Source organism: Microbacterium sp. Root61 (genome assembly GCF_001427525.1).
Lineage (GTDB): Bacteria > Actinomycetota > Actinomycetes > Actinomycetales > Microbacteriaceae > Microbacterium.
This window is the reverse complement of record NZ_LMGU01000001.1, coordinates 612,346-634,975: the sequence shown is the minus strand read 5'-3', so window position 1 is coordinate 634,975 and position 22,630 is coordinate 612,346. Positions and strand designations below refer to the sequence as shown.

Annotated in this window: 21 protein-coding genes and 1 tRNA gene; 8 read left to right on the top strand and 14 right to left on the bottom strand. The window is 67.0% G+C overall.

The features are described 5' to 3' along the window. Window positions 1-146 precede the first annotated feature (146 nt). Window positions 147-476, bottom strand: a complete 330-nt coding sequence (locus ASD65_RS03090) for a hypothetical protein (protein WP_056218322.1) — start codon at window positions 474-476, stop codon at window positions 147-149. A 102-nt stretch (window positions 477-578) separates the two neighbouring features. Between ASD65_RS03090 and ASD65_RS03085 the strand changes: the two genes are divergently transcribed. Then, window positions 579-809: a hypothetical protein gene (locus tag ASD65_RS03085; protein ID WP_056218318.1), complete on the top strand. Its 231-nt coding sequence runs from the start codon at window positions 579-581 to the stop codon at window positions 807-809. Between the two features lie 144 nt (window positions 810-953). Continuing rightward, on the top strand, window positions 954-1,208 hold the full coding sequence (locus ASD65_RS03080) for a hypothetical protein (protein WP_156378770.1): 255 nt from the start codon (window positions 954-956) through the stop codon (window positions 1,206-1,208). A 416-nt stretch (window positions 1,209-1,624) separates the two neighbouring features. Here the strand turns inward: ASD65_RS03080 and ASD65_RS03070 are convergent, their stop codons facing one another. Both ASD65_RS03070 and ASD65_RS03065 read right to left on the bottom strand, forming a co-directional pair. Next, on the bottom strand, window positions 1,625-1,948 hold the full coding sequence (locus tag ASD65_RS03070) for a hypothetical protein (RefSeq protein WP_056218307.1): 324 nt from the start codon (window positions 1,946-1,948) through the stop codon (window positions 1,625-1,627). 132 nt (window positions 1,949-2,080) lie between these two features. Beyond that, on the bottom strand, window positions 2,081-2,752 hold the full coding sequence (locus ASD65_RS03065; protein WP_156378769.1) for a hypothetical protein: 672 nt from the start codon (window positions 2,750-2,752) through the stop codon (window positions 2,081-2,083). A 145-nt stretch (window positions 2,753-2,897) separates the two neighbouring features. Between ASD65_RS03065 and ASD65_RS03060 the strand changes: the two genes are divergently transcribed. Next, the gene (locus tag ASD65_RS03060) at window positions 2,898-3,467 is read left to right on the top strand and encodes a dihydrofolate reductase family protein (protein WP_056218302.1); all 570 of its coding nucleotides are present in this window, start codon (window positions 2,898-2,900) and stop codon (window positions 3,465-3,467) included. 67 nt (window positions 3,468-3,534) lie between these two features. Here the strand turns inward: ASD65_RS03060 and ASD65_RS03055 are convergent, their stop codons facing one another. Further along, window positions 3,535-4,416 carry an oxygenase MpaB family protein gene (locus tag ASD65_RS03055; RefSeq protein ID WP_056224408.1) on the bottom strand — a complete coding sequence of 294 codons (882 nt, stop codon included), beginning with the start codon at window positions 4,414-4,416 and terminating at the stop codon, window positions 3,535-3,537. A 149-nt stretch (window positions 4,417-4,565) separates the two neighbouring features. On the opposite strand from ASD65_RS03055, the gene ASD65_RS03050 reads away from it, so the two are divergent. Further along, complete coding sequence (locus tag ASD65_RS03050) at window positions 4,566-5,135, top strand: dihydrofolate reductase family protein (RefSeq protein ID WP_056218299.1); 570 nt, start codon at window positions 4,566-4,568, stop codon at window positions 5,133-5,135. A gap of 12 nt (window positions 5,136-5,147) precedes the next feature. On the opposite strand, the gene ASD65_RS03045 is transcribed toward ASD65_RS03050, so the two are convergent. Both ASD65_RS03045 and ASD65_RS03040 read right to left on the bottom strand, forming a co-directional pair. Beyond that, window positions 5,148-5,912 (bottom strand): SGNH/GDSL hydrolase family protein, encoded by a 765-nt coding sequence (locus tag ASD65_RS03045; RefSeq protein ID WP_056218296.1) that lies wholly within the window; start codon window positions 5,910-5,912, stop codon window positions 5,148-5,150. A gap of 47 nt (window positions 5,913-5,959) precedes the next feature. Continuing rightward, window positions 5,960-7,003, bottom strand: a complete 1,044-nt coding sequence (locus tag ASD65_RS03040; RefSeq protein ID WP_056218292.1) for an LLM class flavin-dependent oxidoreductase — start codon at window positions 7,001-7,003, stop codon at window positions 5,960-5,962. Window positions 7,004-7,092: 89 nt separating this feature from the next. Here ASD65_RS03040 and ASD65_RS03035 point away from each other — a divergent pair, with 89 nt between their 5' ends. Next, window positions 7,093-7,722 carry a phosphoribosyltransferase gene (locus ASD65_RS03035; protein WP_056218289.1) on the top strand — a complete coding sequence of 210 codons (630 nt, stop codon included), beginning with the start codon at window positions 7,093-7,095 and terminating at the stop codon, window positions 7,720-7,722. 13 nt (window positions 7,723-7,735) lie between these two features. Here ASD65_RS03035 and ASD65_RS03030 read toward each other — a convergent pair whose 3' ends face one another. Together ASD65_RS03030 and polA are read right to left on the bottom strand one after the other, a co-directional pair. Beyond that, a complete protein-coding gene (locus ASD65_RS03030; RefSeq protein ID WP_056218287.1) occupies window positions 7,736-9,412 on the bottom strand; it encodes a DUF885 domain-containing protein in 1,677 nt (558 codons plus the stop codon). Between the two features lie 45 nt (window positions 9,413-9,457). Next, window positions 9,458-12,097, bottom strand: a complete 2,640-nt coding sequence (gene polA, locus ASD65_RS03025) for a DNA polymerase I (RefSeq protein ID WP_056218283.1) — start codon at window positions 12,095-12,097, stop codon at window positions 9,458-9,460. A gap of 53 nt (window positions 12,098-12,150) precedes the next feature. Here polA and ASD65_RS03020 point away from each other — a divergent pair, with 53 nt between their 5' ends. Further along, a complete protein-coding gene (locus tag ASD65_RS03020; protein WP_056218280.1) occupies window positions 12,151-12,582 on the top strand; it encodes a hotdog fold thioesterase in 432 nt (143 codons plus the stop codon). A gap of 95 nt (window positions 12,583-12,677) precedes the next feature. Here the strand turns inward: ASD65_RS03020 and ASD65_RS03015 are convergent, their stop codons facing one another. Further along, complete coding sequence (locus tag ASD65_RS03015; protein ID WP_056218276.1) at window positions 12,678-13,301, bottom strand: ANTAR domain-containing response regulator; 624 nt, start codon at window positions 13,299-13,301, stop codon at window positions 12,678-12,680. A 35-nt stretch (window positions 13,302-13,336) separates the two neighbouring features. Here ASD65_RS03015 and ASD65_RS03010 point away from each other — a divergent pair. Next, a tRNA-Leu gene (locus ASD65_RS03010) sits at window positions 13,337-13,419 on the top strand. A 133-nt stretch (window positions 13,420-13,552) separates the two neighbouring features. On the opposite strand, the gene ASD65_RS03005 is transcribed toward ASD65_RS03010, so the two are convergent. Further along, entirely contained in the window at window positions 13,553-14,140 is a 588-nt protein-coding gene (locus tag ASD65_RS03005; RefSeq protein ID WP_056218273.1) for a helix-turn-helix domain-containing protein, read from the bottom strand. Between the two features lie 120 nt (window positions 14,141-14,260). Between ASD65_RS03005 and ASD65_RS03000 the strand changes: the two genes are divergently transcribed. Further along, a complete protein-coding gene (locus tag ASD65_RS03000) occupies window positions 14,261-14,506 on the top strand; it encodes a hypothetical protein (RefSeq protein WP_056218270.1) in 246 nt (81 codons plus the stop codon). A gap of 90 nt (window positions 14,507-14,596) precedes the next feature. On the opposite strand, the gene ASD65_RS02995 is transcribed toward ASD65_RS03000, so the two are convergent. The 4 genes from ASD65_RS02995 to gltB all read right to left on the bottom strand — a co-directional run bounded on the left by ASD65_RS02995 (window position 14,597) and on the right by gltB (window position 22,597). Continuing rightward, window positions 14,597-14,980 carry an SHOCT domain-containing protein gene (locus tag ASD65_RS02995; protein WP_056218267.1) on the bottom strand — a complete coding sequence of 128 codons (384 nt, stop codon included), beginning with the start codon at window positions 14,978-14,980 and terminating at the stop codon, window positions 14,597-14,599. A 76-nt stretch (window positions 14,981-15,056) separates the two neighbouring features. Further along, complete coding sequence (pyk, locus tag ASD65_RS02990) at window positions 15,057-16,505, bottom strand: pyruvate kinase (protein WP_056218263.1); 1,449 nt, start codon at window positions 16,503-16,505, stop codon at window positions 15,057-15,059. Between the two features lie 43 nt (window positions 16,506-16,548). Then, window positions 16,549-18,015, bottom strand: coding sequence for a glutamate synthase subunit beta (locus tag ASD65_RS02985; RefSeq protein ID WP_056218259.1), 1,467 nt, complete (start codon window positions 18,013-18,015; stop codon window positions 16,549-16,551). Continuing rightward, window positions 18,008-22,597 (bottom strand): glutamate synthase large subunit, encoded by a 4,590-nt coding sequence (gene gltB / locus ASD65_RS02980; protein ID WP_056218256.1) that lies wholly within the window; start codon window positions 22,595-22,597, stop codon window positions 18,008-18,010. Before gltB ends, ASD65_RS02985 begins: the two co-directional genes overlap by 8 nt. Window positions 22,598-22,630 lie beyond the last annotated feature (33 nt).

Sequence of the window (22,630 nt, the reverse complement as noted above, 5' to 3'; positions counted from 1 at the left end):
TGTGCTCGATCGGCAGCGGAACCGACATCATGTCGATCACTGGGCGTCCTCCGGCTTCCACAGGTCCACAATCGCCGCGCCGACCATGAGCACGACGCCCACAATCGCGACGCCGACGAGGAACGCGTCCGAGAAGCCAGACATGGCTACTTCGCCGCGACCGAGAGACCGGAATTGAGCCGGTCGAGGTCGTCGGCGGTCACCATGGCGTCGAAGCTGAGCGAGTCCCCATAGGAACCGTTGCCCGACTGGACTTCGGCCCAGACGGCGAGGGGCTGAGAGACACCGACCGCGCGGAGAGCTTCGGCGGACTCGTCACGGTCCCAGAACCGGACGAAGATCTCCGCTCCGGCTCCGCCGTCGAGGGTGACGTCGTGCGCGTACAGGTCGCCCGACTGCTTCGCGAACTTGGGGGTGATGCGCAGCACCGTACCCGCCGCGATGACGCGCGGCCCCTTCGAACGGCCAATAGCCATGATTCCTCCGTTGTGTGCTAGGGGATCTTCCCCTTCTGGTGTATGAGTTATGAATATGGCACATGTAACAAGCCCGGCCACGGACCTGGGGAGGACTGACAGATGAAGCTGACGAACGACTCAGCGAAGGCGCTGGAACGACTGGCGCGGACGGCGGATCAGATGAAGCTGGGGCGCGAGGTGCTGCGGCGTCAGGTCATCGAGGCCAGGGGAGCGGGAGCGTCGTGGGAGTCCATCGGGCGGATGCTCGGAGTGACGAAACAGACGGCGGCAAAGGTCTACGGACCGAGAGTGCCAACGGCGCGGGTGTCACAGCCGGTCGGACTCTGGTGATGGGCCACCTGGCTACCTACGGAGTAAACCCCCGATCAGATGGTCTTTCTACCGAGGGAAGGAACTCCGTTCCTGTGCGGGGGAGTACCAGCGCTGGGGGGTTGACACCTACGGCATCCAGGCAGCAGGTCGCAGGGGCGACGAATGGCACAGGCCATTCGTGCCGAATCGACCAGCGAGAGGATCAAGGCAATGCTCATGACTGAGAAGCGCGTCATCGAGGTGTTCAGGTCGAACAACTCTGACGAGACCAACGCCGTCGCCGCCGAGGGACGAGCTCGAGGTGAGCGAATCATCGAGGACTGGCGAGAGGCGGGGATCGTCGTTCTCCGGTTTGAAGGGATGACCGAGCCCGAGATCCTGGCGTGGCTAGACGAGACCTGGGAAGCACGCCGATGAGCCCCACAGCGCAGACCATCGCCCGCCAGGCTCTAGCGATGACGCGGACGGACCTGGACAGCATCGAGCGAGCACTCGACAGGGAAGACGAGGCCACAGCACTAGACTTCCTGGCCGTGGCAGTCGCTCAACTTCGAGCAGCCGCCCGCATCCTCAACCCGACTGGAGCAATGCTGTGATGCGGTTCTTGCGACAGCTCCGCCGTGAGTGGAGATGCTTCTGGCTCGGCGACCACCACAACTGCTAGCTACATTCGTACAAGCATTCGGGTCCCGCGTCGACGTTGACGCGGGACCCTTGATTTTCCGCCAAAGTCGAGACCGCCGGCGCCGGCGGCCGGCGTCCTGCAGCGCAGCCGCCGGCGAGAACGACCTTCGTAACTACCTTCACCCACGCGGTGCAGTTCACGCAGCGGATTATGCGGTAAGACTCCATGACGCCTTTGTGTCGAGGATGCGCAGAATGCTGTGACCCGTGACGCGACCGTCGTGCACCAGGAGGAATCCGGAGCCACCGTTGCTGACGCCGTCGTAGTACCCGATCTTATAAGTCCGCCTGGTAATGCATTCTCCGGTGCGGTAGTCGTAGATCGTGCGATCAACCTTGCGGATACGTTCACGCGGGAGGATCGGTTGGCCGAACTTGTTGCGTTCGAGCTTCTGACCGCGCATCGCCATGGACTTGGAGAGCTTGCGGAGGTATCTGCGAACCTTGACGGCATCGGAGGACGCAGAGCCCATCGCATCAACGCCACGCTGATAAGCACGGCCTACAGAGGCGTCTGTGGCGGAATCACGCCGTTCTTCAGAATCAACGATTGCTGATAATGCACATTATGTCAGTTAAAGTTTGCGAGAGCGCATCAGATGCGGCTAGGCGGCCTCCCGGAACACCTCGAAGTACGGCACGGTGACGGTCACCTGCAGGACGTCGTCGGCGACTCTCCCCTGCTGCTTCAGCTGAGTGACCAGTTTCTCGCCATCGGAGACCACAGTCTCGTTGCGATGCCAGAGCGGCAGGATGTCGATGTCGACGTCTTGGCCGCGACCGATGCGCGCCTCGATGCTGACGCGTGTCCCGTTGTACGTCACGTGGCCGAAGACCAGCGGGACGCGTTCGCTGGGCTGCAGGCCGGGAACGTCCTGCTGCTGAGCCATGTCTGCGAAGGCCAGTGAGATCTCCGCAACAGCGGCGTACGCCGCGGCATCCTCTCGGCTCGTCTTCACTTCATCAGCGCGGATGTAGAGCGTCCGACGCACGAGGGCGCAGGAGTATCCCCCGACATGCGCATCGTCGAAACCACCGCGGTCATTCGTCAGCGAGCCGCAGCCATCCACCTGCCGCTCCGCGATCGGCTGCCATCCCTGCGGCGTCGGCACCTCGACGCTCGCAAGGGTGTCCACGCCGGTGGGGCGAGCATCTTCCGCTCCCCCGATCTCCTCGGCGGTCGGCGGGCTGCTGCTGCCGCATCCGGCGAGCATCACGGCGACGAGGCATCCTACGAAGACGACTGTCGTCGACCGGACCACTCTGCCTTCGCGCACGCCGCGACCCTATCCGATGCACTCGTGTGACCCGTTGCGAACGCTGCGAAAAGTTGGTGCGATGGGTTTGCCGATGACGAGTGTTGCCGAAGTCGCCTGAGACCGGCCAGGTGAACCCGGACGCGCACCAAGGGAGAGCAATGAGATGAGACCGCTTCGATACTCGATCAACGTCACGCTCGACGGGTGTTGCCACCACGAGGCGGGGCTCCCTCCGGACGACGAATCCATGCGCTACTGGACCGCTCAGATGGCGCGAGCCGACGCCCTGCTCTTCGGCCGAGTGGCCTACGAGATGATGGAGTCCGCGTGGCGGAAGCCGTCCACGGGCACGTGGCCTGACTGGGTGACGGCGTGGCAGATGCCGTTCGCCGAGACCATCGACGGGGCGAAGAAGTACGTCGTGTCGAGCACGCTGGACAGGGTCGATTGGAATGCCGAGCTGCTACGCGGCGAACTGGAGAAGAGCGTTCGACGGCTCAAGGAGGAGCCAGGCGACGGCCTGTGGGTAGGTGGCGTGACACTCCCCCTTGCGCTGGCAGATCTAGGGCTGATCGACGAATACGAGTTCCTCGTGCAGCCGGTCCTTGCCGGACACGGGCCGACGCTGCTCGCGGGTCTGCGCGAGCGCATCCAGCTGGAGCTCGTGGATCGCCAGGCGTTCCGGTCAGGGGCAGTCGCCATGCGATACCGGCCCACGCGAGCTGTGGCTTGACTCGACTGCGGTGTGAACGGCTCACACGGCGAGGCTCAGCGAAGCGCTCTGACCCGCTCCCCCACCCTCAGGATCGGGATGCCGCGGGTCGGGCACGCACCTTCCGGTACGGGTGGGTTTCGACCTGGCTGGTGATCCGCACGATGGCGGCGTCGACCCGGTCGCGCTTGCGCGCCGCGGCGACCATGCGCTTGGTGGTGCGGGCCGCTCCGCGCAGGTTCATCGGGCGCCCCTCGATGCCGTAGAGGTTCTGCGCCCATTCCGGCATGACCGCGATGATGCCGTCCTGGATCACGACGCCGATCCACACCGCGATCGGGTTGCCGCGCAGGCTGGGCTTGCGCAGGCCGCGAGCGAGCGTCGCCGCATCCAGCGTCAGCGCCATCCAGTCCTGCTGACCGTCGATGTAGGCGGTGAGCTCGGCCCACGTCCTGGCCAGGTTCGTGGTGTCGACACCGGCGAGTTCGGCGGCCTTGTGCTGCTCGAGCACGAAACGGTCCTGCTCGGCGCGTGAGAGCTCCGGGCCGTACAGCTCGGCGGCGCGCAGGACACCCCACGACACTGTGTTGTGGGTCCACTCGAGCCACGCGGGTTCATCCGCGGCGTAGGCGATGCCGGTCTGCGGGTCGGTCCACTTCGCGTGGCTGTGCATACGGCGCACCGAGGCGCCGGCGGCATCCGCGTGCGCCGTGTCGCCGTACGTGATCGTGTCGATGTAGCGGCTCGTGCGCTCAGCGCGGCCCTCGGCGTCGGCGAAGAAATCGCTGGTCCCGGCGAACAGGCGCATCATGCCCGGATTGAGTGCCTGCAGCAGGATCGCCGCCACTCCCCCGAGCTTGGAAGACGGATCGGCGAACAGGCGCCAGCTCACACTGTCCGGGCCGAAATAGCCGTCGTCCTGACGCGGCTGATCCTGGGCAGTACGAAGGGTGGATTCTTGCTGAGGCATGGTGAGGCTCACATCTCCGTTCGGGTGGGCGCGGCCGCGCTTCCCCGGCGCGGCACAGCCCTGATCTCCCTCGAGACTATCGACAGGCCAACTGCAACTCGGCGCATCGAGGGCAGCCGCGTGTCGGAGCCCGTTGCTACCGTCGACGCATGACGCGCGCGATCTTCTACACGGCCACGACTCTCAACGGCTTCCTCGCGGACGACGACGACTCCCTCGAGTGGCTGTTCGTCGTTCCGCCCGGAGAGAGCCGTGAGGGCGACTTCCAGCGCTTCCTCGACGGTGTCGGAGTCCTCGTGCAGGGTTCGTCGACCTACGAGTGGGTCGTCGAACACGAGGGGCTCGTCGAGCACCCCGAGAAGTGGCCGGAGTACTACGGCTCTCGTCCGACCTTCGTGTTCACTAGCCGCGATCTGCCGGGGGTGCCCGGCGCCGATGTGCGCTTCGTTTCCGGCTCGGTCGCGGACGCGTGGCAGGAGATCACGGATGCCGCGGACGGGCGTGACGCATGGGTCGTGGGTGGCGGCGATCTGGCGGGTCAGTTCGTGGATGCCGGACTGTTGGACGAGATCCGCGTGTCCGTGGCGCCCGTGACGTTGACGTCAGGCAAGCCGCTCCTCCCCCGCAACCTGCCTGCCGATCGACTCGAACTGGTCTCCGTCGCGCAGGTCGGGCAGTTCGCGGAGCTCAGCTACCGTGTGACCGCGCCGAGCGAGTGAGGTCCCGCGCCGTCAGGCGTGGGCGGGCTCGATCGGCGTCCAGACGCCGAACTTCGGCTCCCGCCCGTCGCCCGACGAAGTGCCGGTGAGACGGCGTCGCACCCATGGCCCGACGTGCTCGCGGTAGTAGGCGCGCCCGCGGAGCTGCTCGACCTCAGGCAGCGTCGGCAGTGACCACCAGTCCACCGGCGGGTCGAAGCCGAGTGCGTCCACGACACGGGCCGCGACGCGGTGGTGTCCGCGGCTGTTCATGTGCAGGCGATCGTCCGACCAGTAGGGCGGCGTGCTCAACTCGTGGTCCGGCCAGTTCAGGGCGCGAATGACGTCCGGACGCTCGTCGAATCGTGTGACCACCGCTGCCGACAGCGCATCGCCGCGGCGCTGGACGAGACGCCCGAGCGGCAGCTGGCCAGCCGGGTTGGCACCCGACAGGAGGATCAACTGCACGCCCTCCTCGTCGCATCGGCGCAGCACGTGGTCGAACGCGTCCACGATCCACGCGACGTCCGTGCGCGGACGGAGCATGTCGTTGCCACCGCCGTTGAACGACAGGTGCGTGGGTTTCAGCGCGAGCGCGGGTTCGAGTTGCTGCTCGATGATGGGCCAGACGAGCTTGCCGCGGATGGCGAGGTTCGCATATTCGACGACGTCGCCCGAGGCATCCGCCCATCCCTGTGCCACAAGGTCCGCCCAGCCGCGCACGCGACCGTCGGGGAGCTCGTCCCCGACCCCCTCGGTGAAGGAGTCGCCGATCGCCACGTACCTTACGGATGCCACGGTCTCAGCCTACGACGGCCGGCCACCTGCCGTGTGGGCGTCCATTGTCAGGAGAGCATGTCGCGGACGAGCGGGATGACCTTCGTGCCGTACAGCTCGATGGAGGTCATCATCTTCTCGTGCGACAGCGTTCCGGTGGCGAACTTCATGTCGAATCGGGACGCGCCGAGCGTGCGCACTGTGTCGACGATCTTGCGCGCGACCGTCTCCGGGGATCCGACGTAGGTCGAACCCTCGGGGCCGACGTCGTGCTGGAAGCGCATCCGGCTGTAGGGAGGCCACCCGCGCTCGCGTCCGATCGTGTTGTGCATCGCCTGGAACCCTTCGTACGCTTCATCCCACGCCTGCTGGTCCGTGGCGGCGACGTGCCCGGGCGAGTGCACGCCGACGGGCAGGGTGTCCCGTCCGAACTCCGCCAGTGACCGGTGGTAGAGGTCGACGAACGGCCGGAACCGCGCCGACGGTCCGCCGATGATCGCGAGCATGAGTCCGAGCCCGTGACGGGCTGTGCGCACGACCGACTCCGGCGATCCGCCGACGCCGATCCACGCCTTCAGCCCGCCCTCGGTCTTGGGGAAGACATCGGCGTCGGTGAGCGAGGCTCGGGTGGTGCCCTGCCAGGTCACCGGCTTCTCGGTGAGCAGCTGGGTGAACAGGTCGAGCTTCTCCTCGAAGAGCACCTCGTAGTCGCTCAGCTCGTAGCCGAACAGGGGAAAGGACTCGATGAACGAGCCGCGTCCGAGGATGACCTCGGCTCGCCCGTTCGAGATCGCGTCGAGCGTCGCGAAGCGCTCGAACAGGCGCACCGGGTCGTCGGACGACAGCACCGTGACGGCTGTTCCCAGGTGGATGTTCTTGGTGCGGGCGGCCGCGGCGGCCAGCACGATCTCGGGGCTGGAGATGGCGAACTCGGGACGGTGGTGCTCCCCCACACCGAAGAACGCGACACCCACTTCATCGGCGAGCACCGCCTGGTCCACGACGTTGCGGATGGTCTGCGCGTCGCTGAGCAACTCCCCCGCGCTGTCGCGGGTGACATCGCCGAACGTGTCGAGACCGAGTTCGATGGCGGCGAGATTCTGATCAGTCATGGCCGATCCTTCCTATGCACCTGCATAGAACGCAGGACGGCTCGATACATTCCCGAGACGACGCGGATGCCGCGGCGTAGGGTGAGCGCGTGACCATCTTCGCGGATCGCGCGGCGGCGGGACAGGAGCTCGTGGCGTCGCTGGAACAGTGGCGGGATTCGGACGCCGTGGTGTTCGGCATCCCCCGTGGCGGTGTCGTGGTCGCGGCCGAGGTGGCGCGTGCCCTGGGGTTGCCTCTGGTGGCGGCGGTGGTGCGCAAGCTGGGTGCTCCCTCGCACGAGGAGTTCGCGGTCGGAGCGATCGCCGAGGGGGTGCGCGTGATCAACCCGGATGCGGTGCGTGCCGGTCATGTGACGCCCGAGCAGCTCGACTTCATCGAGGACATGGAGCGGGTCGAGCTGGCACGGCGCATGCTTCTGTTCGGCACCGGGAGTGACACTCTCGCCGGCGCCGTGGCGATCGTGATCGACGACGGCATCGCGACGGGGGCCACGGCATGGGCCGCGTGCCACTCGCTGCGGATGCGTGGAGCTGAGCGCATCGTACTCGCGGTGCCGGTCGCCCCCGCCGATTGGCGGCCGGACATCGCAACGGCCGACGAGTACGTCTGCCCGCACGCCCGCGAGGACTTTTGGGCGGTCGGCCAGTACTACGACGACTTCACCCAGACCACAGACGAAGAGGTCGCGCGCCTGCTGGCACGCGACCTCTTCGAGTGATCTCTTCGCCGGATCAGCCCTGCAGCAGCGCGGTGCGCAGCGTGTCGAGGCCGACGCCGCCCATGTCGAGTGCGCGCTTGTGGAAGTCCTTCATCGAGAAGGCATCCCCCTTGAGCGCACGGTAGTCGTCGCGGACCTGCTCCCAGATGCGCTGACCGACCTTGTACGACGGGGCCTGTCCCGGCCATCCGAGGTAGCGGTTGACCTCGAAGCGCACGAACTCGGGCGGCATGTTGACGTTGCGCAGCATGAACTCCAACGCGTAGTCCGCATCCCACGTTCCGGCGCCGTCGAGGCGCGGCTTCTCCAGGTGCACACCGATGTCCAGGACGACACGGGCGGCGCGCATGCGCTGACCGTCCAGCATCCCGAGTCGGTCCGCTGGGTCCTCGAGGAAGCCGAGGTCCTGCATGAGACGCTCGGCGTACAGCGCCCAGCCTTCAGCATGGCCCGAGGTGCCGGCGAGCAGGCGGCGCCACGAGTTCAGCTCCGCGCGGTTGTAGACGGCCTGCGCGATCTGCAGGTGGTGGCCAGGAACGCCCTCGTGGTAGACCGTGGTCAGCTCACGCCAGGTGTCGAACTCGTTGACGCCCTCGGGCACCGACCACCACATGCGGCCGGGACGCGAGAAGTCGTCGGTCGGGCCGGTGTAGTAGATGCCGCCCTCGTTGGTCGGCGCGATCATGCACTCGAGCTTGCGGATCGGCTCAGGGATGTCGAAGTGCGATCGTCCGAGCTCTTCGATCGCACGGTCGCTCGTGGCCTGCATCCACTTCTGCAGCGCGTCGGTGCCGTGCAGCTTGCGCGAGGAATCCCCCTCGAGGAACGCAACGGCCTCTTCGACCGAGGCGCCGGCCTTGATCTCATTGGCGATGGACTCCTGCTCGGCGACCATGCGTGCGAGCTCCTCCACGCCCCACTCGTACGTCTCGTCCAGGTCGATCGTGGCGCCGAGGAACCGCTGCGACTGCAGCGCGTAAAGCTCGCGACCGACGGCGTCCTTCTCCACGGCCGCCGCGGCCAGCTCGGTGCCGAGGAAGCTCGCCAGCTGGTCGTAGGCGACGCGAGCCGCGTTCGCGTTGTCGGACAGGTCGCGAGCGAGGGATGCCGGAAGCTGGCCCTCCGCCGGGGCGGCGTCGCCGGCGAACGTGGCGAAGTATCCGCTGTCGCCGGTGTAGCGCGCGATCTGGGTCACGACCTCGAGCACCTGGCGGCGGGCCGGGACGACGCCCTTCGCGATGCCTTCGCGCAGCGTCTCGACGTAACCGTCGATCGCGCCCGGGAGCGCCTTCAGACGGGTCGCGATGACGCTCCAGTCGTCGGTGGTCGCCGTGGGCATCAGATCGAAGACCGACCGCAGCTCCTGCGCCGGCGATGCGATCACATTCAGGTCGCGCAGGTGCCAGTTCGCGTCGAGCAGCTCGAGCTCGAGGCGCAGGTCGCGGGAAAGGTCTTCCTTCGTGATCCGGTCGATTTCGTCGGCGGGCACGGCCGCGTCGAGCGCGGCGAGCGTGCTGCGCGCCGCTTCAGCGAGGCGCTCGGCTCCGGCGGGCGAATAGTCGCCGAACCGGTCGTTGTACTCGGAGCGTCCGATGTAGGTCGCCAGCATCGGCGACAGTTCTGCCAGGGTGTCCACCCACGCGTCGGCGATCGTGTCGACCTGCGAAGGGGTGCGGGATGCATCAGTCATGCCCTCGAGCCTAGGGACGACACCCGCTCCCGACAAACACCAGTTTCAGTGTCCGGCTTCGTCCCAGTCCCCGCCGCGGCCGATCTGCACGTCCAACGGCACCGACAGCTGCGCGGCGTCGCCCATCCGGTCGCGCACGATGCGCTCCGCGGCATCCCACTCCCCCGGTGCGACCTCCACGACGAGTTCGTCGTGGATCTGCATGAGGACGCGTGAGCGCAGGTTCTGCGTGGAGAACTCGTTGTGGATGTGGAAGAGCGCGATCTTCATGATGTCGGCGGCGCTGCCCTGGATGGGGGCGTTGAGCGCGGCGCGTTCGGCATTCTCGCGCAGCACCCGGTTAGGGCTGGCCAGATCGGGGAATGGGCGGCGACGACCGAAGATCGTCTCGGTGTACCCGTCGATGCGCGCCTGCTCGACGGAGGAGCGCAGGTAGTCGCGCACGGCACCGAACCGTGCGAAGTACTCGGTCATGAGCTGTTTCGCTTCGGACTGCTCGATGCGCAGCTGCTTGGAGAGACCGAATGCCGACAGGCCGTAGACCAGGCCGTACGACATCGCCTTGACCTTCGTGCGCATCGCCGGAGTGACCTCCGCGGGCTCGACGCCGAACACGCGCGCACCGACGAAGCGGTGCAGGTCCTCGCCGGAGTTGAATGCCTCGATGAGTCCCGGGTCTTCGGAGAGGTGCGCCATGATCCGCATCTCGATCTGCGAGTAGTCGGCTGTCAGCAGCGTCTCGTAGCCTTCCCCGACCTCGAACGCGGCACGGATGCGGCGGCTCTCCTCGGTGCGGACGGGGATGTTCTGCAGGTTGGGGTCGGTACTGGACAGCCGGCCGGTCTGGCTGCCGGTCTGCACGTAGGTCGTATGGACGCGGTGGTCCGCACCGATCGCGGCATCGAGGGACTCGATGATCTGGCGCAGCTTGGTGGCCTCGCGGTGCTGCAGCAGCAGGTCGAGGAACGGATGCGGGTTGGATTCCTGCAGATCGGCCAGGACCGCGGCATCCGTCGAGTAGCCGGTCTTGGTCTTGCGGGTCTTCGGCAGCGCGAGGTCCTCGAACAGCACCTCCTGCAGTTGCTTGGGCGAGCCGAGGTTCACCTCGCGGCCGATCGCCGCATACGCGTCCTGCGCGATCGCGTCCGCCCGTGCGGCCAGCTCTGCGGAGAACTCGGAGAGTCGGGCGTGCGACACCGCGACGCCGGCGAGCTCCATGTCGGCGAGCGTGAGCAGCGTGGGCAGCTCGATCTCGTTCATCAACGCGGTGACGCGTTCGGGCAGCTCGGCGCGCAGCGCCTCGGCGACGCGCAGCGCGTACCAACCCAGCTGAGCGGGAGTCGCCCCCTCGGTCTCAGGCACGAGCTGCGTCGGGTCGGCCTCGGGCAGCTTCTCATCGAGGTAGCGATCGACGAGGTTCGCGAGCGTCTTGTCGGGGAAGCTCGGGCGCAGCAGCCAGCCCGCCAGGATCGTGTCGAACGCGAGGCCGCCGAGCCGCAGGCCGGCACGGCTCAGGGCCTTCACCTGAGGCTTGGCATCGGAGAGCACCTTCGGTGCGTCGGAGCCCATCCAGTCGGCGATCGCGTCCTTCACCTCGTCGGACCAGGTCGCCTCGACCGCGGATGCGAGCGTGGCCAGGCCCACGCGCCGGGGCAATCCGCCCTCGATAGTGAGGTCGAGACCGATCTCGCCGGTCGCGGTGCGGAGCCACTCCCCCAGAGCCGCGGCATCCGCCTCGACAGGAGCCGGCGCGCTGACCGTCGGCGCCGAACTGACGGGTGCCATCGCCTCGTCGACGCCGGTCGCCTCGAACACACGCGGGAGCAGGGTGCGGAACTCGAGACGGGCGAAGATGTCGCGCACCGCCTGCGCGTCGATCGGACGCACCTCGAGATCGGGGGGCGTGACAGGAAGCTCCACGTCGCGCAGCAGCCGGTTCAGGTTGCGGTTGCGGCGCACGGCGTCGATGTGCTCGCGCAGGTTGTTTCCCACCACGCCGGTGACCTTGTCGGCGTTGGCGAGCAGGTCATCGAGCGAACCGAACTGGGTGAGCCACTTGACGGCGGTCTTCTCCCCCACCTTCGGCACACCGGGCAGGTTGTCGCTCGTCTCGCCCACGAGGGCCGCGATGTCGGGGTACTGCCACGGCTCGACGCCGTACTTCTCACGCACGGCGGCGGGGTCGTAGCGCTTCAGCTGCGAAACCCCCTGCACGTTCGGGTAGAGCAGCGTGATGTCGTCGTTGACGAGCTGAATGGTGTCTCGGTCTCCCGAGCACACCAGCACGTGGTACCCGGCCGCTGCGCCTTCGGTCGCCAGCGTGGCGAGGATGTCGTCGGCTTCGAAGTCCTCTTTCTGCAGGACCTGGATGTTCATCGCAGCCAGGCAGTCCTGCAGCAACGGGATCTGGCCCTTGAACTCGCTCGGCGACTCGGAGCGGTTGGCCTTGTACTCGGGGTACTCCCGGGTGCGGAACGACTGCCGCGACGTGTCGAAGGCGACCGCCATGTGCGTCGGCTTCTCCGCCTTGATGAGGTTGATGAGCATCGCGAGGAATCCGTAGATCCCGTTCGTGTGCTGCCCGTCCTTGGTCGTGAAATTATCGACCGGGAGCGCGAAGAACGCCCGATATGCCAGCGAATGGCCGTCGACGACGAGAAGGGTAGGCTTTGCGGAGTCCGTCACCAGACCAGCCTAGCCAGGCTTACCGACACCCTCACGACGCCATTGGAGCACGTATGTCCGACCTCGCCGATCCCACCATGAACGCGATGGAGTGGGCCGTGCAGCGCGGCGCCGGTGCCCTCGCCGACAAGATGGGATTCCAGTGGGTCGAGTTCTCGATCGAACGGTCGGTCGCGACGATGCCGGTCGAGGGGAACACGCAGCCGGTGGGCCTGTTCCACGGTGGCGCGTATGTCGTACTGGGCGAGTCGCTCGGGTCGATGGCGGCCAACCTGTACGCCGGCGCCGGGCGTCTGGCGGTCGGTGTCGACATCAATGCGACTCACACGCGCTCGGCCACCAGCGGCCTCGTGACGGGCGTGTGCACCCCGATCCACCTCGGCCGCAGCATGACCGTCCACGAGATCGTCGTCTCCGACGATCAGGGCCGCCGCTGCTCCACGATCCGCATCACGAACATGATCAAGGACATGCCACGCCCCTGACCGGCCGGCCTTGATCGGCTCAATGAGAATCGGCCCGTCGCACGAGAATCAGTTGATTCTCGGGCGCCGGGCCGATTCTCGCGTCAGAGTCGGGCTCAGTCCTTCTTCGGGGCGAGCTGCTCGATGATCGCCTTGGCGACGTCCTGCATGGTCAGGCGGCGGTCCATGGACGCCTTCTGGATCCAGCGGAACGCCTCGGGCTCGGTGAGGCCCATCTTCTCGTTGAGGAGGCCCTTGGCGCGGTCGACGAGCTTGCGCGTCTCGAACCGCTCGACCATGTCGGCGACCTCGGCCTCGAGCGTGATGATCTGCTCGTAGCGGGCCAGCGCGATCTCGATCGCGGGAAGCAGGTCGTTCGGCGTGAAGGGCTTCACGACGTACGCGAGGGCGCCGGCTTCGCTGGCGCGCTCGACGAGCTCCTTCTGGCTGAACGCGGTCAGCAGCACGACGGGCGCGATGTGGTTCTTGCTCAGCTTCTCGGCGGCGCTGATGCCGTCGAGGCGAGGCATCTTGACGTCCATGATCACCAGATCGGGGCGCAGCTCCGTGGCGAGCTGAACGGCGGTCTCGCCGTCACCTGCTTCACCGACGACATCGAAGCCGTTGTCGCGGAGGATCTCGACGATGTCGAGGCGGATGAGCGACTCATCCTCGGCTACGACGACGCGTCGCGGGGCGGTGGTCGTCGGCTCAGGGGTTTCTTCGTGCTCAGTCACCATTGAATCCTACGGTATCGTCGTTCGCGAACGTGCTGGCCGGTGTGGCGGAATGGCAGACGCGACCGACTCAAAATCGGTTGCCCGTGAGGGCATGTGGGTTCGAGTCCCACCACCGGTACATCAAGAGAGGCTGTCCTCGCCAGAGGGCGGCCTCTGGCACCCCGCAAGCAAGCGGCCGTGTTGCGGCGTTTGCTCGGGGATATCCTCCTCGACCACTCCGGAGGCGGTATCGCCGACAACGCGTCCACCGATCACGTCGCACTGCTCGAGCGCGCTCTGAGGTGAATGCGTTCGCCCTGCTTGCCGAACAAACTGAGGAGCTCGACCGGCCCCGCGCCCGTTGCGCCGAACCAATGTGGATTCTTGGTGTCGAATTCGGCTGCTTCGCCGGTGCCCATGACGATGTCGTGCTCGCCGAGCACCAGTCGTAGTCGTCCTGAAAGCACGTAGATCCACTCGTATCCCGCGTGTGTACGAAGGACGGGAGTGCGGTCTGTAGCGGGGACGGTCATCTTGTAGGCCTGCGGCTCACCGTGATGGCCGGACAGCGGGGTGAAGGTGCGACCATCTGCTCGGGTCGTCTTCCGGGCCACACGCGGGTCCACGATACGGGGAGACATGACGATCTCGTCCAGGGGGAGCGCGAGGGCAGCGACGATGGGGAGCAGCAGTTCCAGACTCGGCTTGCGCTGACCTGACTCGAGGCGTGAGAGGGTGCTCTTCGAGATGCCGGTCGCCTGCGCCAACTGGTCCAGTGTGAGGTCCTTCTTGTGGCGGGCATGCCTCAGCCTCGGTGCGATCTGGCTCAACTCTGTCGCTACTCGTTGTGACGCACTCATGGACACAGGCAATCAGCGAATTCCGTTTTCGGCAACAGGATTCCCAGAACCGCCTCCCCCGGTGGCAACGTGCCTAGAGGAGGCCCGCACCTGCGGCCCATTCAGAGAAGGAGCGACACCATGTCATCGCCAACCGACCCGCCCGCGATCAACCCGCCGTCCATTCATGCTCGAGCGGTGATCACCTGGGTCGCCATCTTCCCGCTGGTCACACTCGGGTTCCTCGTCATGGCACCGTTCGCCGCCGACTGGAACCCCGTTCTACGCGCGTTCGTGCTGTCGGTGATCGTCGTGCCCCTCGCCGTGTACCTCGTCGTTCCGCAGTTGATGCGGATCTACGGCAGGATCCGCGGGGCACGTCGCTGAACCCGAGGCCGTCGACGGAAAAGACGCCCCGTCGGCGTAAAGAGGGACGGGATGCCTCGAATCGAGGCATCCCGTCCCTTCTGCAGTCGGCTACGCGCCGAAGAACTGGTTGCCCAGTGCCTTGCTCTTGAGGGCGTCGAACTCGCCTTGGCTGATGGTGCCGGCGTCCAGGAGCGCCTTGGCCTGCGCGATGTCGTCTGCCGGGCTGGTGGAGGCCTTCGGACGGTAGTCGTCGGCTTCCGCCACGATTCCGCGGTTCGCCCGCGCCCGTTCCGCCATGCCCTTGCCGCGAGCGATCAGGTAGACCAGGGCGGTGAGGAACGGCAGGAACACCAGGAAGATGATCCACAGCGCCTTCAGCCAGCCGTTGAGGGTGTGGTCGCGGAACAGATCCATGATGATCAGCACGACCACGTAGATGTAGGCGACGAAGTAGAACACCAGAAGGGTGTACCAGAGGAGATCCCAGATCATATGCGTCGCCTTTCATGCGAAACGGTCGCGCTCAGCATAGCGAGCGCGACCGTTCGACGGGTGGATCGGAAGCGGACTAGTCGCGCACCTGGTAGATGGGCGCCTTGCCGTGGACGGCGTCGCCGATCTTGTGGATGCGGATGTCGTTCGTCGATCCGATGATTCCTGGAGGGGAACCGGAGATCACCACGACCTTGTCGCCGACCTCTGCCAGGTCGTTGGACAGGAAGTAGTCGTCCACCTGGATGAACATGCGGTCCGTGTGGGCGACGTGCTCGACGAGCGTGGACTGGATGCCCCACGTCAGCGCCATGCGGCGACGGATCGCCGGGTCGGGGGTGAAGCCGACCATGGGGATGCGGGGACGCAGACGCGACATGCGACGCGCGGTGTCACCCGACTCCGTGAAGATGCAGAGATACTTCGCGTCGACGAACTCCGCGACCTCGAGCGCTGCGAGCGTGATCGCACCACCCTGCGTGCGGGGCTTGGTGTGCAGCGGCTGGATGCGCTCCAGGCCGTGCTCCTCGGTCGAGTCCACGATGCGGGCCATGGTCTCCACGACACCCACGGGGAACTTGCCCACGCTGGTCTCGCCGGACAGCATGACCGCGTCGGCGCCGTCGAGCACGGCGTTGGCGACGTCGCTCGTCTCGGCGCGGGTCGGGACCGGGTTCTCGATCATCGACTCGAGCATCTGCGTCGCGACGATGACCGGCTTGGCCATGCGGCGGCACAGTTCGACGGCACGCTTCTGCACGATCGGCACGGCCTCGAGCGGAAGCTCGACACCGAGGTCACCACGGGCGACCATGATGCCGTCGAAGGCGTCGATGATCTCCTCGAGGTTGTCGACGGCCTGCGGCTTCTCGATCTTGGCGATGACCGGCACACGCCGACCCTCTTCGGCCATGATCACGTGGACGCGCTGGACGTCCTTCGCGTCACGGACGAACGACAGCGCGATGATGTCGGCGCCGATCTGCAGACCCCAACGGAGGTCGGCCTCGTCCTTCTCGGACAGGGCAGGCACGTTCACGGCCACACCGGGCAGGTTGATGCCCTTGTTGTTGGACACGAAGCCGCCGACGATGACCTTGGTCGTGACGACGACGCCATCGGTCTCCACGACCTCGACACGGACCTTGCCGTCGTCGATGAGGAGGAAGTCGCCGGGCTTGACGTCGTGCGGAAGACCCTTGAACGTGGTGGAGCAGATCTCCCGCGTGCCCGGGATGTCTTCGACCGTGATCTTGAAGATGTCACCGGGGGCGAGCTCGTGGGGTCCGTCGGCGAACTTGCCGAGGCGGATCTTCGGTCCCTGCAGGTCGACGAGCACCGCCACGGGGCGGCCCGCGTCATCCGCCGCCTTCCGCACGTTCGCGAAGTTGGCCTCGTGCACGGAGTAGTCGCCGTGGCTGAGGTTCAATCGGGCGACATCGACACCTGCATCGATGATCGCGCGGACCATCTCATAGGTCGATGTGGCGGGTCCTAGTGTCGCGACAATTTTTGCGCGTCTCATCCGTATATACTCCGGGGTTTCGGGTCGGAAAGGCCTGGCAAGCCTACGCGTGCTGCAGGCCGATGGCGACATCGGTAGGGCGCACCGGCGCGGGTAGCGCCGTCTTGCCCATGAGGTATTCGTCAACATGTGCTGCGGCCGCGCGTCCTTCGGCGATCGCCCACACGATGAGGGACTGACCGCGGCCCGCATCCCCGGCGACGAAGACGCCGGAAGCGGTCGCCTGGTAATCGTCTGCGCGCTGGAGGTTGCCGCGGTCGGTGAACTGGGTGCCCAGCTGGTCAAGCACCGTCGTCTGCTCCGGGCCGGTGAAGCCCATCGCGATCAGCACGAGATCCGCGGGGATCTCGCGCTCGGTGCCGCTCTTCGGAACGCGACGACCGTCGACGTACTCGGTCTCGGCCACGCGCAGTGCGCGCACCTCCCCCACGTCGTTCGAGAGGAACTCGACGGTCGAGGCGAGGAATTCGCGCTCTCCGCCTTCTTCGTGGGCGGAGGACACCTCGAACAGGAGGGGCATCATCGGCCACGGCTGCGCCTCGGGACGTGTCCCGGGGGGCTGCTTGCCGATGGCGAGGTTGGTCACGCTGAGCGCGCCCTGGCGGTGCGCGGTGCCGATGCAGTCGGCACCGGTGTCGCCGCCGCCGATGACGATAACGTGCTTGCCCTCGGCCGAGATCTGGTGCGGCACGCGGTCGCCCGCGGTCGCCTTGTTCGACTCGACGAGGTACTCCATGGCGAAGTGCACGCCGGCGAGGTCGCGGCCGGGGATGGCGAGGTCGCGCGGCACTGTCGATCCAGTGGCGATCACGACGGCGTCGTACCGGTTGTGCAGGTCGTCCCACGTGATGTCGACGCCGATCTCGACACCGGCGCGGAACCGGGTTCCTTCGTCGCGCATCTGGCGCAGTCGCGCCTCGAGGTGGCGCTTCTCCATCTTGAAGTCGGGGATGCCGTACCGCAGCAGGCCGCCGATGCGGTCGTCCCGCTCGAACACGGCGACGGTGTGGCCGGCGCGCGTGAGCTGCTGTGCGGCCGCGAGGCCGGCAGGGCCGGAGCCGACGACTGCGACGGTCTTGCCGGTCAGACGGGCCGGGGGCTCAGGCTCGACCCATCCGTTGCCGAATGCGTCATCGACGATCGACACCTCGATCTGCTTGATCGTGACGGCCGGCTGGTTGATGCCGAGCACGCACGAGCTCTCGCAGGGAGCCGGGCACAGGCGCCCGGTGAACTCGGGGAAGTTGTTGGTCGCGTGCAGGCGCTCGATCGCCGAGCGGCCCTCGCCGCGCCAGGTCAGGTCGTTCCACTCCGGAATGAGGTTGCCGAGCGGGCAGCCCTGGTGGCAGAACGGCACACCGCAGTCCATGCAGCGGCCGGCCTGGCGGCGGAGCACGGCGGTGTCGCCGGGCTCGTAGACCTCTTTCCAGTCCATGATCCGCACGGGTACGGGACGACGGGCGGGAAGCTCGCGCTCCGTCACCTTCATGAAGCCCTTGGGGTCAGCCACCGGTCACCTCCAGGATGCGGGTCCAGACGACGTCGCCGTCGGGGTCGAGCCCCTCCGCGACCGCATCTTGACGGGTCTGCAGCACCGCCGCGTAGTCACGCGGCAGCACTCGGACGAAGTTGAGTGATTCGTTCTCGAAGTCGGCCAGCATGCGCCCAGCCAATGCCGAACCGGTCTCGGCGGCATGCTGCTCGAGCAGGTCGCGCAGGATCTCGACATCGCCCGAGCCGAGCTCGCCGAGTTCGAGTTCACCGGCCGCCAGCGCCTCGCGATTGACCAGCGCACGATCCAGCTTGTAGATGTACGCCGAGCCACCGCTCATGCCGGCACCGAGGTTGCGCCCCGTCTCGCCGAGGATGACCGCGAGCCCGCCGGTCATGTATTCCAGCGCGTGGTCGCCCACGCCCTCCACCACCGCGGTGGCGCCGGAGTTGCGGACGAAGAAGCGCTCGCCCACGACGCCGCCGAGGAACATCGTCCCCTGCGTCGCGCCGTAGCCGATCACGTTGCCCGCGATGACGTTCTGCGACGGGTCGAAGGTCGCCGTGCGCGGCGGCCGGATGACGATCTGGCCGCCCGACAGCCCCTTACCCACGTAGTCGTTCGAGTCGCCTTCGAGCCGCAGTGTGATGCCCGCGGGCATGAACGCGCCGAAGGACTGGCCCGCCGAACCCGTCAGGTTCAGTGTGATCGACCCGGACGGCAGGCCGTTCTCGCCGTGCACCTTGGTGACCCGGTTGCCGAGCATCGTGCCGACGGCGCGCGCCGTGTTGCGGATGGGTAGATCGAGGACGATCTGGCCGCCGTGTTCGATGACGCTCTGCGCCTGCGCGATGACCGGCACATCGAAGTGCTCGTCGAGCTCGTGGTCCTGCGCGCGGAAGTTGCGGCGCGGCTCGTCCTCGGAGAAGGCCGGGCCCTCCAGGATCGGCGTCAGGTCCAAGCCGTTCGCCTTCCAGTGGTCGACCGCACCGTTCACGTCGAGCAGCTCGTGGTGACCGACCGCCTCGTCCAGCGTACGGAAGCCCAGCTCGGCGAGGTACTCGCGCACCTCTTCGGCGATGAACTCCATGAAGTTGACGACGAACTCGGGCTTGCCGCTGAACCGCTCGCGCAGCACCGGGTTCTGGGTAGCCACGCCGACCGGGCAGGTGTCGAGGTGGCAGACGCGCATCATGATGCAGCCGGACACCACCAGCGGAGCGGTGGCGAAGCCGAACTCCTCGGCACCCAGCAGCGCGCCGATGACGACGTCGCGGCCGGTCTTGAGCTGCCCGTCGACCTGCACGACCACGCGGTCGCGCATGTTGTTGAGCATGAGGGTCTGCTGCGTCTCGGCCAGGCCGAGCTCCCACGGCGTACCTGCGTGCTTGAGCGAGTTCAGCGGGCTCGCGCCCGTGCCGCCATCGTGTCCGGAGACCAGGATGACGTCGCTCAGCGCCTTCGCAACGCCGGCGGCCACCGCACCGATGCCCGACTGGCTGACGAGCTTCGTGTGGATGCGTGCTTCGGGGTTGGAGCGCTTCAGGTCGAAGATGAGCTGCTTGAGGTCTTCGATCGAGTAGATGTCGTGGTGCGGCGGCGGCGAGATCAGCCCGACGCCCGCGGTCGCGTGGCGCGTCCGCGCGACCCAGGGGTACACCTTGGTGGGCGGCAGCTGACCGCCCTCCCCCGGCTTGGCACCCTGGGCGAGCTTGATCTGGATGTCGTCGGACTGCGTCAGGTAGAGGCTCGTGACGCCGAACCGACCCGATGCGACCTGCTTGATCGAGCTGCGACGCTGCGGGTCCAGCAGACGGTCGACGTCTTCGCCGCCCTCCCCCGTGTTGGACTTGGCGCCGATCGAGTTCATCGCGATGGCGAGCGTCTCGTGGGCTTCCTTGGAGATCGAGCCGTAGCTCATCGCTCCGGTGGAGAAGCGCTTCACGATCGACGACACCGGCTCGACCTCGTCCAGGGGCACCGGAGTGCGACCCGCGGTGCGCAGCGTGAACAGGCCGCGGAGGGTCTTCAGCTCGGCAGCCTGGTCGTCCACGAGCTTCGTGTACTCGCGGAAGATGTCGTAGCGCCGGGTGCGGGTGGAGTGCTGCAGCCGGAACACGGTGTCGGGGTTGAAGAGGTGCGGGGAGCCGTCGCGGCGCCACTGGTACTCGCCGCCGGTCCACAGCCGCTCGTGCGCACGTGCCGCGCCGTCCTCCGGGTAGGCGAAGTCGTGGCGGGCCTGGTTCTCGGCCGCGATCTGCTCGATGTCGATGCCGCCGAGCTTGGTCTCGGTGCCGGTGAAGTACGCGTCGATGAACTGCTGTCCGAGACCGATCGCCTCGAACACCTGGGCGCCCGCGTACGACCCCACCGTGGAGATACCCATCTTCGACATGATCTTCAGAACGCCCTTGCCGAGCGCGTAGATCAGGTTCTTGACAGCCTTCTCCGGCGTGATCCCGGTGATGTACCCCGCGCGGGCGAGGTACTCGACGGTCTCCATCGCCAGGTACGGGTTGACGGCGGATGCGCCGTAGCCGATCAGTGTCGCGACGTGGTGGACCTCGCGGACGTCACCCGCCTCGACGATCAGGCCGACCTTCATGCGGTTCTGCTGCCGGATCAGGTGGTGGTGGATGGCCGAGACCATCAGCAGCGACGGGATCGGGACGAGGTCCTTGTTCGAGTCGCGGTCGGACAGGATGATGAACTCCGCGCCGCCGGCGATCGCCTGATCGACCTCGGCGCACATCTCCGTGATGCGCTCCTTCATCGTGTGCGGGCCGGCGTCGAAGTGATAGAGCCCGCGGATGGTGACACTGGAGCGGTCAGGCAGCGCACGGTGGATGTGCTGGATCTTCGCGAGCTCGTCGTTGTCGATCACCGGGAAGTCGAGCGTCACCGACCGGGCGTGGTCCGGGCCCCACTCGAGGAGGTTGCGCTCAGGCCCGAGTCCGAGCTTCAGACTCGTGACGACCTCTTCGCGGATCGCATCCAGCGGCGGGTTGGTGACCTGCGCGAACTGCTGCGTGAAGTAGTCGAACAGCAGTCGCGGGCGCTCGCTGAGCACGGCGATCGGGGTGTCGCTGCCCATGGCGCCGAGCGGCTCCGCACCGTTCTGGCCCATCGGGGTCAGGAGGATGCGGACCTCCTCCTCGGTGTAGCCGAAGGTGCGCTGGCGACGTGTGATCGAGGCGATCGGGTGCACGATGTGCTCGCGCTCGGGGAGGTCGGCCAGACGCACTGTGCCCCGGTCGAGCCATTCCTGCCACGGCTCCATCTCGGAGAGCTGGGTCTTGATCTCGTCGTCCTCGATGATCCGGCCGGCGGCCGTGTCGACGAGGAACATCCGACCGGGACGCAGACGTCCGCGGCGCTTGATGCGCTCCGGAGCGAAGTCGAGCACACCGGTCTCGCTGCCGATGACGACGAGTCCGTCGGTGGTCTCGGTCCAGCGACCGGGGCGCAGGCCGTTGCGGTCCAGCGTCGCACCGACGAGCGTGCCGTCGGTGAAGATGAGGGCGGCCGGGCCATCCCACGGCTCCATCTGGAGCGAGTGGTAGTCGTAGAACGAGCGCAGCTTCGGCGCGATGTCGGCCTGCTTCTCGTATGCCTCCGGCACCATCATCATGATCGCGTGAGGCAGGCTGCGGCCGGTGAGGGTGAGCAGCTCGAGGACCTCGTCGAAGGAGGCGGAGTCGCTGGCGCCCACCGTGCAGATCGGCAACAGCGGACCGAGATCGCCGATGAGTTCGGACTCGAGCTGCGACTGGCGCGCCCGCATCCAGTTGCGGTTGCCGTTGACCGTGTTGATCTCGCCGTTGTGCGCGAGCATGCGCAGCGGCTGCGCGAGCGGCCAGGACGGGAACGTGTTGGTGGAGTAGCGCGAGTGCACGACGGCGAGCTCGGACGCGAAGCGCTCGTCCTGCAGATCGGGGAAGAACGGCTCCAGCTGCAGCGTGGTGACCATGCCCTTGTAACCGAGCGTGCGCGCGGACAGCGACACGAAGTACGCGTCCAGTTCGCGGCGCGCGCGCTTGCTCAAGCGATAGACGCGGCGGTCGAGGGCGATGCCCGACAGCACGGCCTGCCCCGGCGCTGCCGGAACCGACACGAACAGCTGCTCGAAGGCGGGGCGGGCGTCGAAGGCGAGTTTGCCGAGGTGCTCCGGCGCGGTCGGCACGTGGCGCCATCCGTGGATGAGGACACCCTCGGATGCCGCGATCCGCTCGATGCCGGCCTTCTGCTCAGCACGTGCGGCGTCATCCAGCGGCAGGAAGATCATGCCCGCGGCGTACTCCCCCACCGGCGGCAGGTCGAAGTCGACGACGGCACGCAGGAACGCGTCCGGCATCTGCGTCAGGATGCCGGCGCCATCGCCGGTTCCGGCGTCAGAGCCGATCGCACCACGGTGCTCGAGGTTGCGCAGCGCGGTCAGCGCGAGGTCGATGATGTCGTGCCCCGGCTCACCCCGCAGGGTCGCGACCATGGCCAGGCCACAGGCGTCCTTCTCGAAGGCGGGGTTGTACATCCCCTGCTTCGCGGGAAAATCACCGGGCGCCGGCATACCGACGGCGCTGTGACGGGGGGTCGATGACATTCCTACCGTCCTCACATTGATACTCAAGATGGG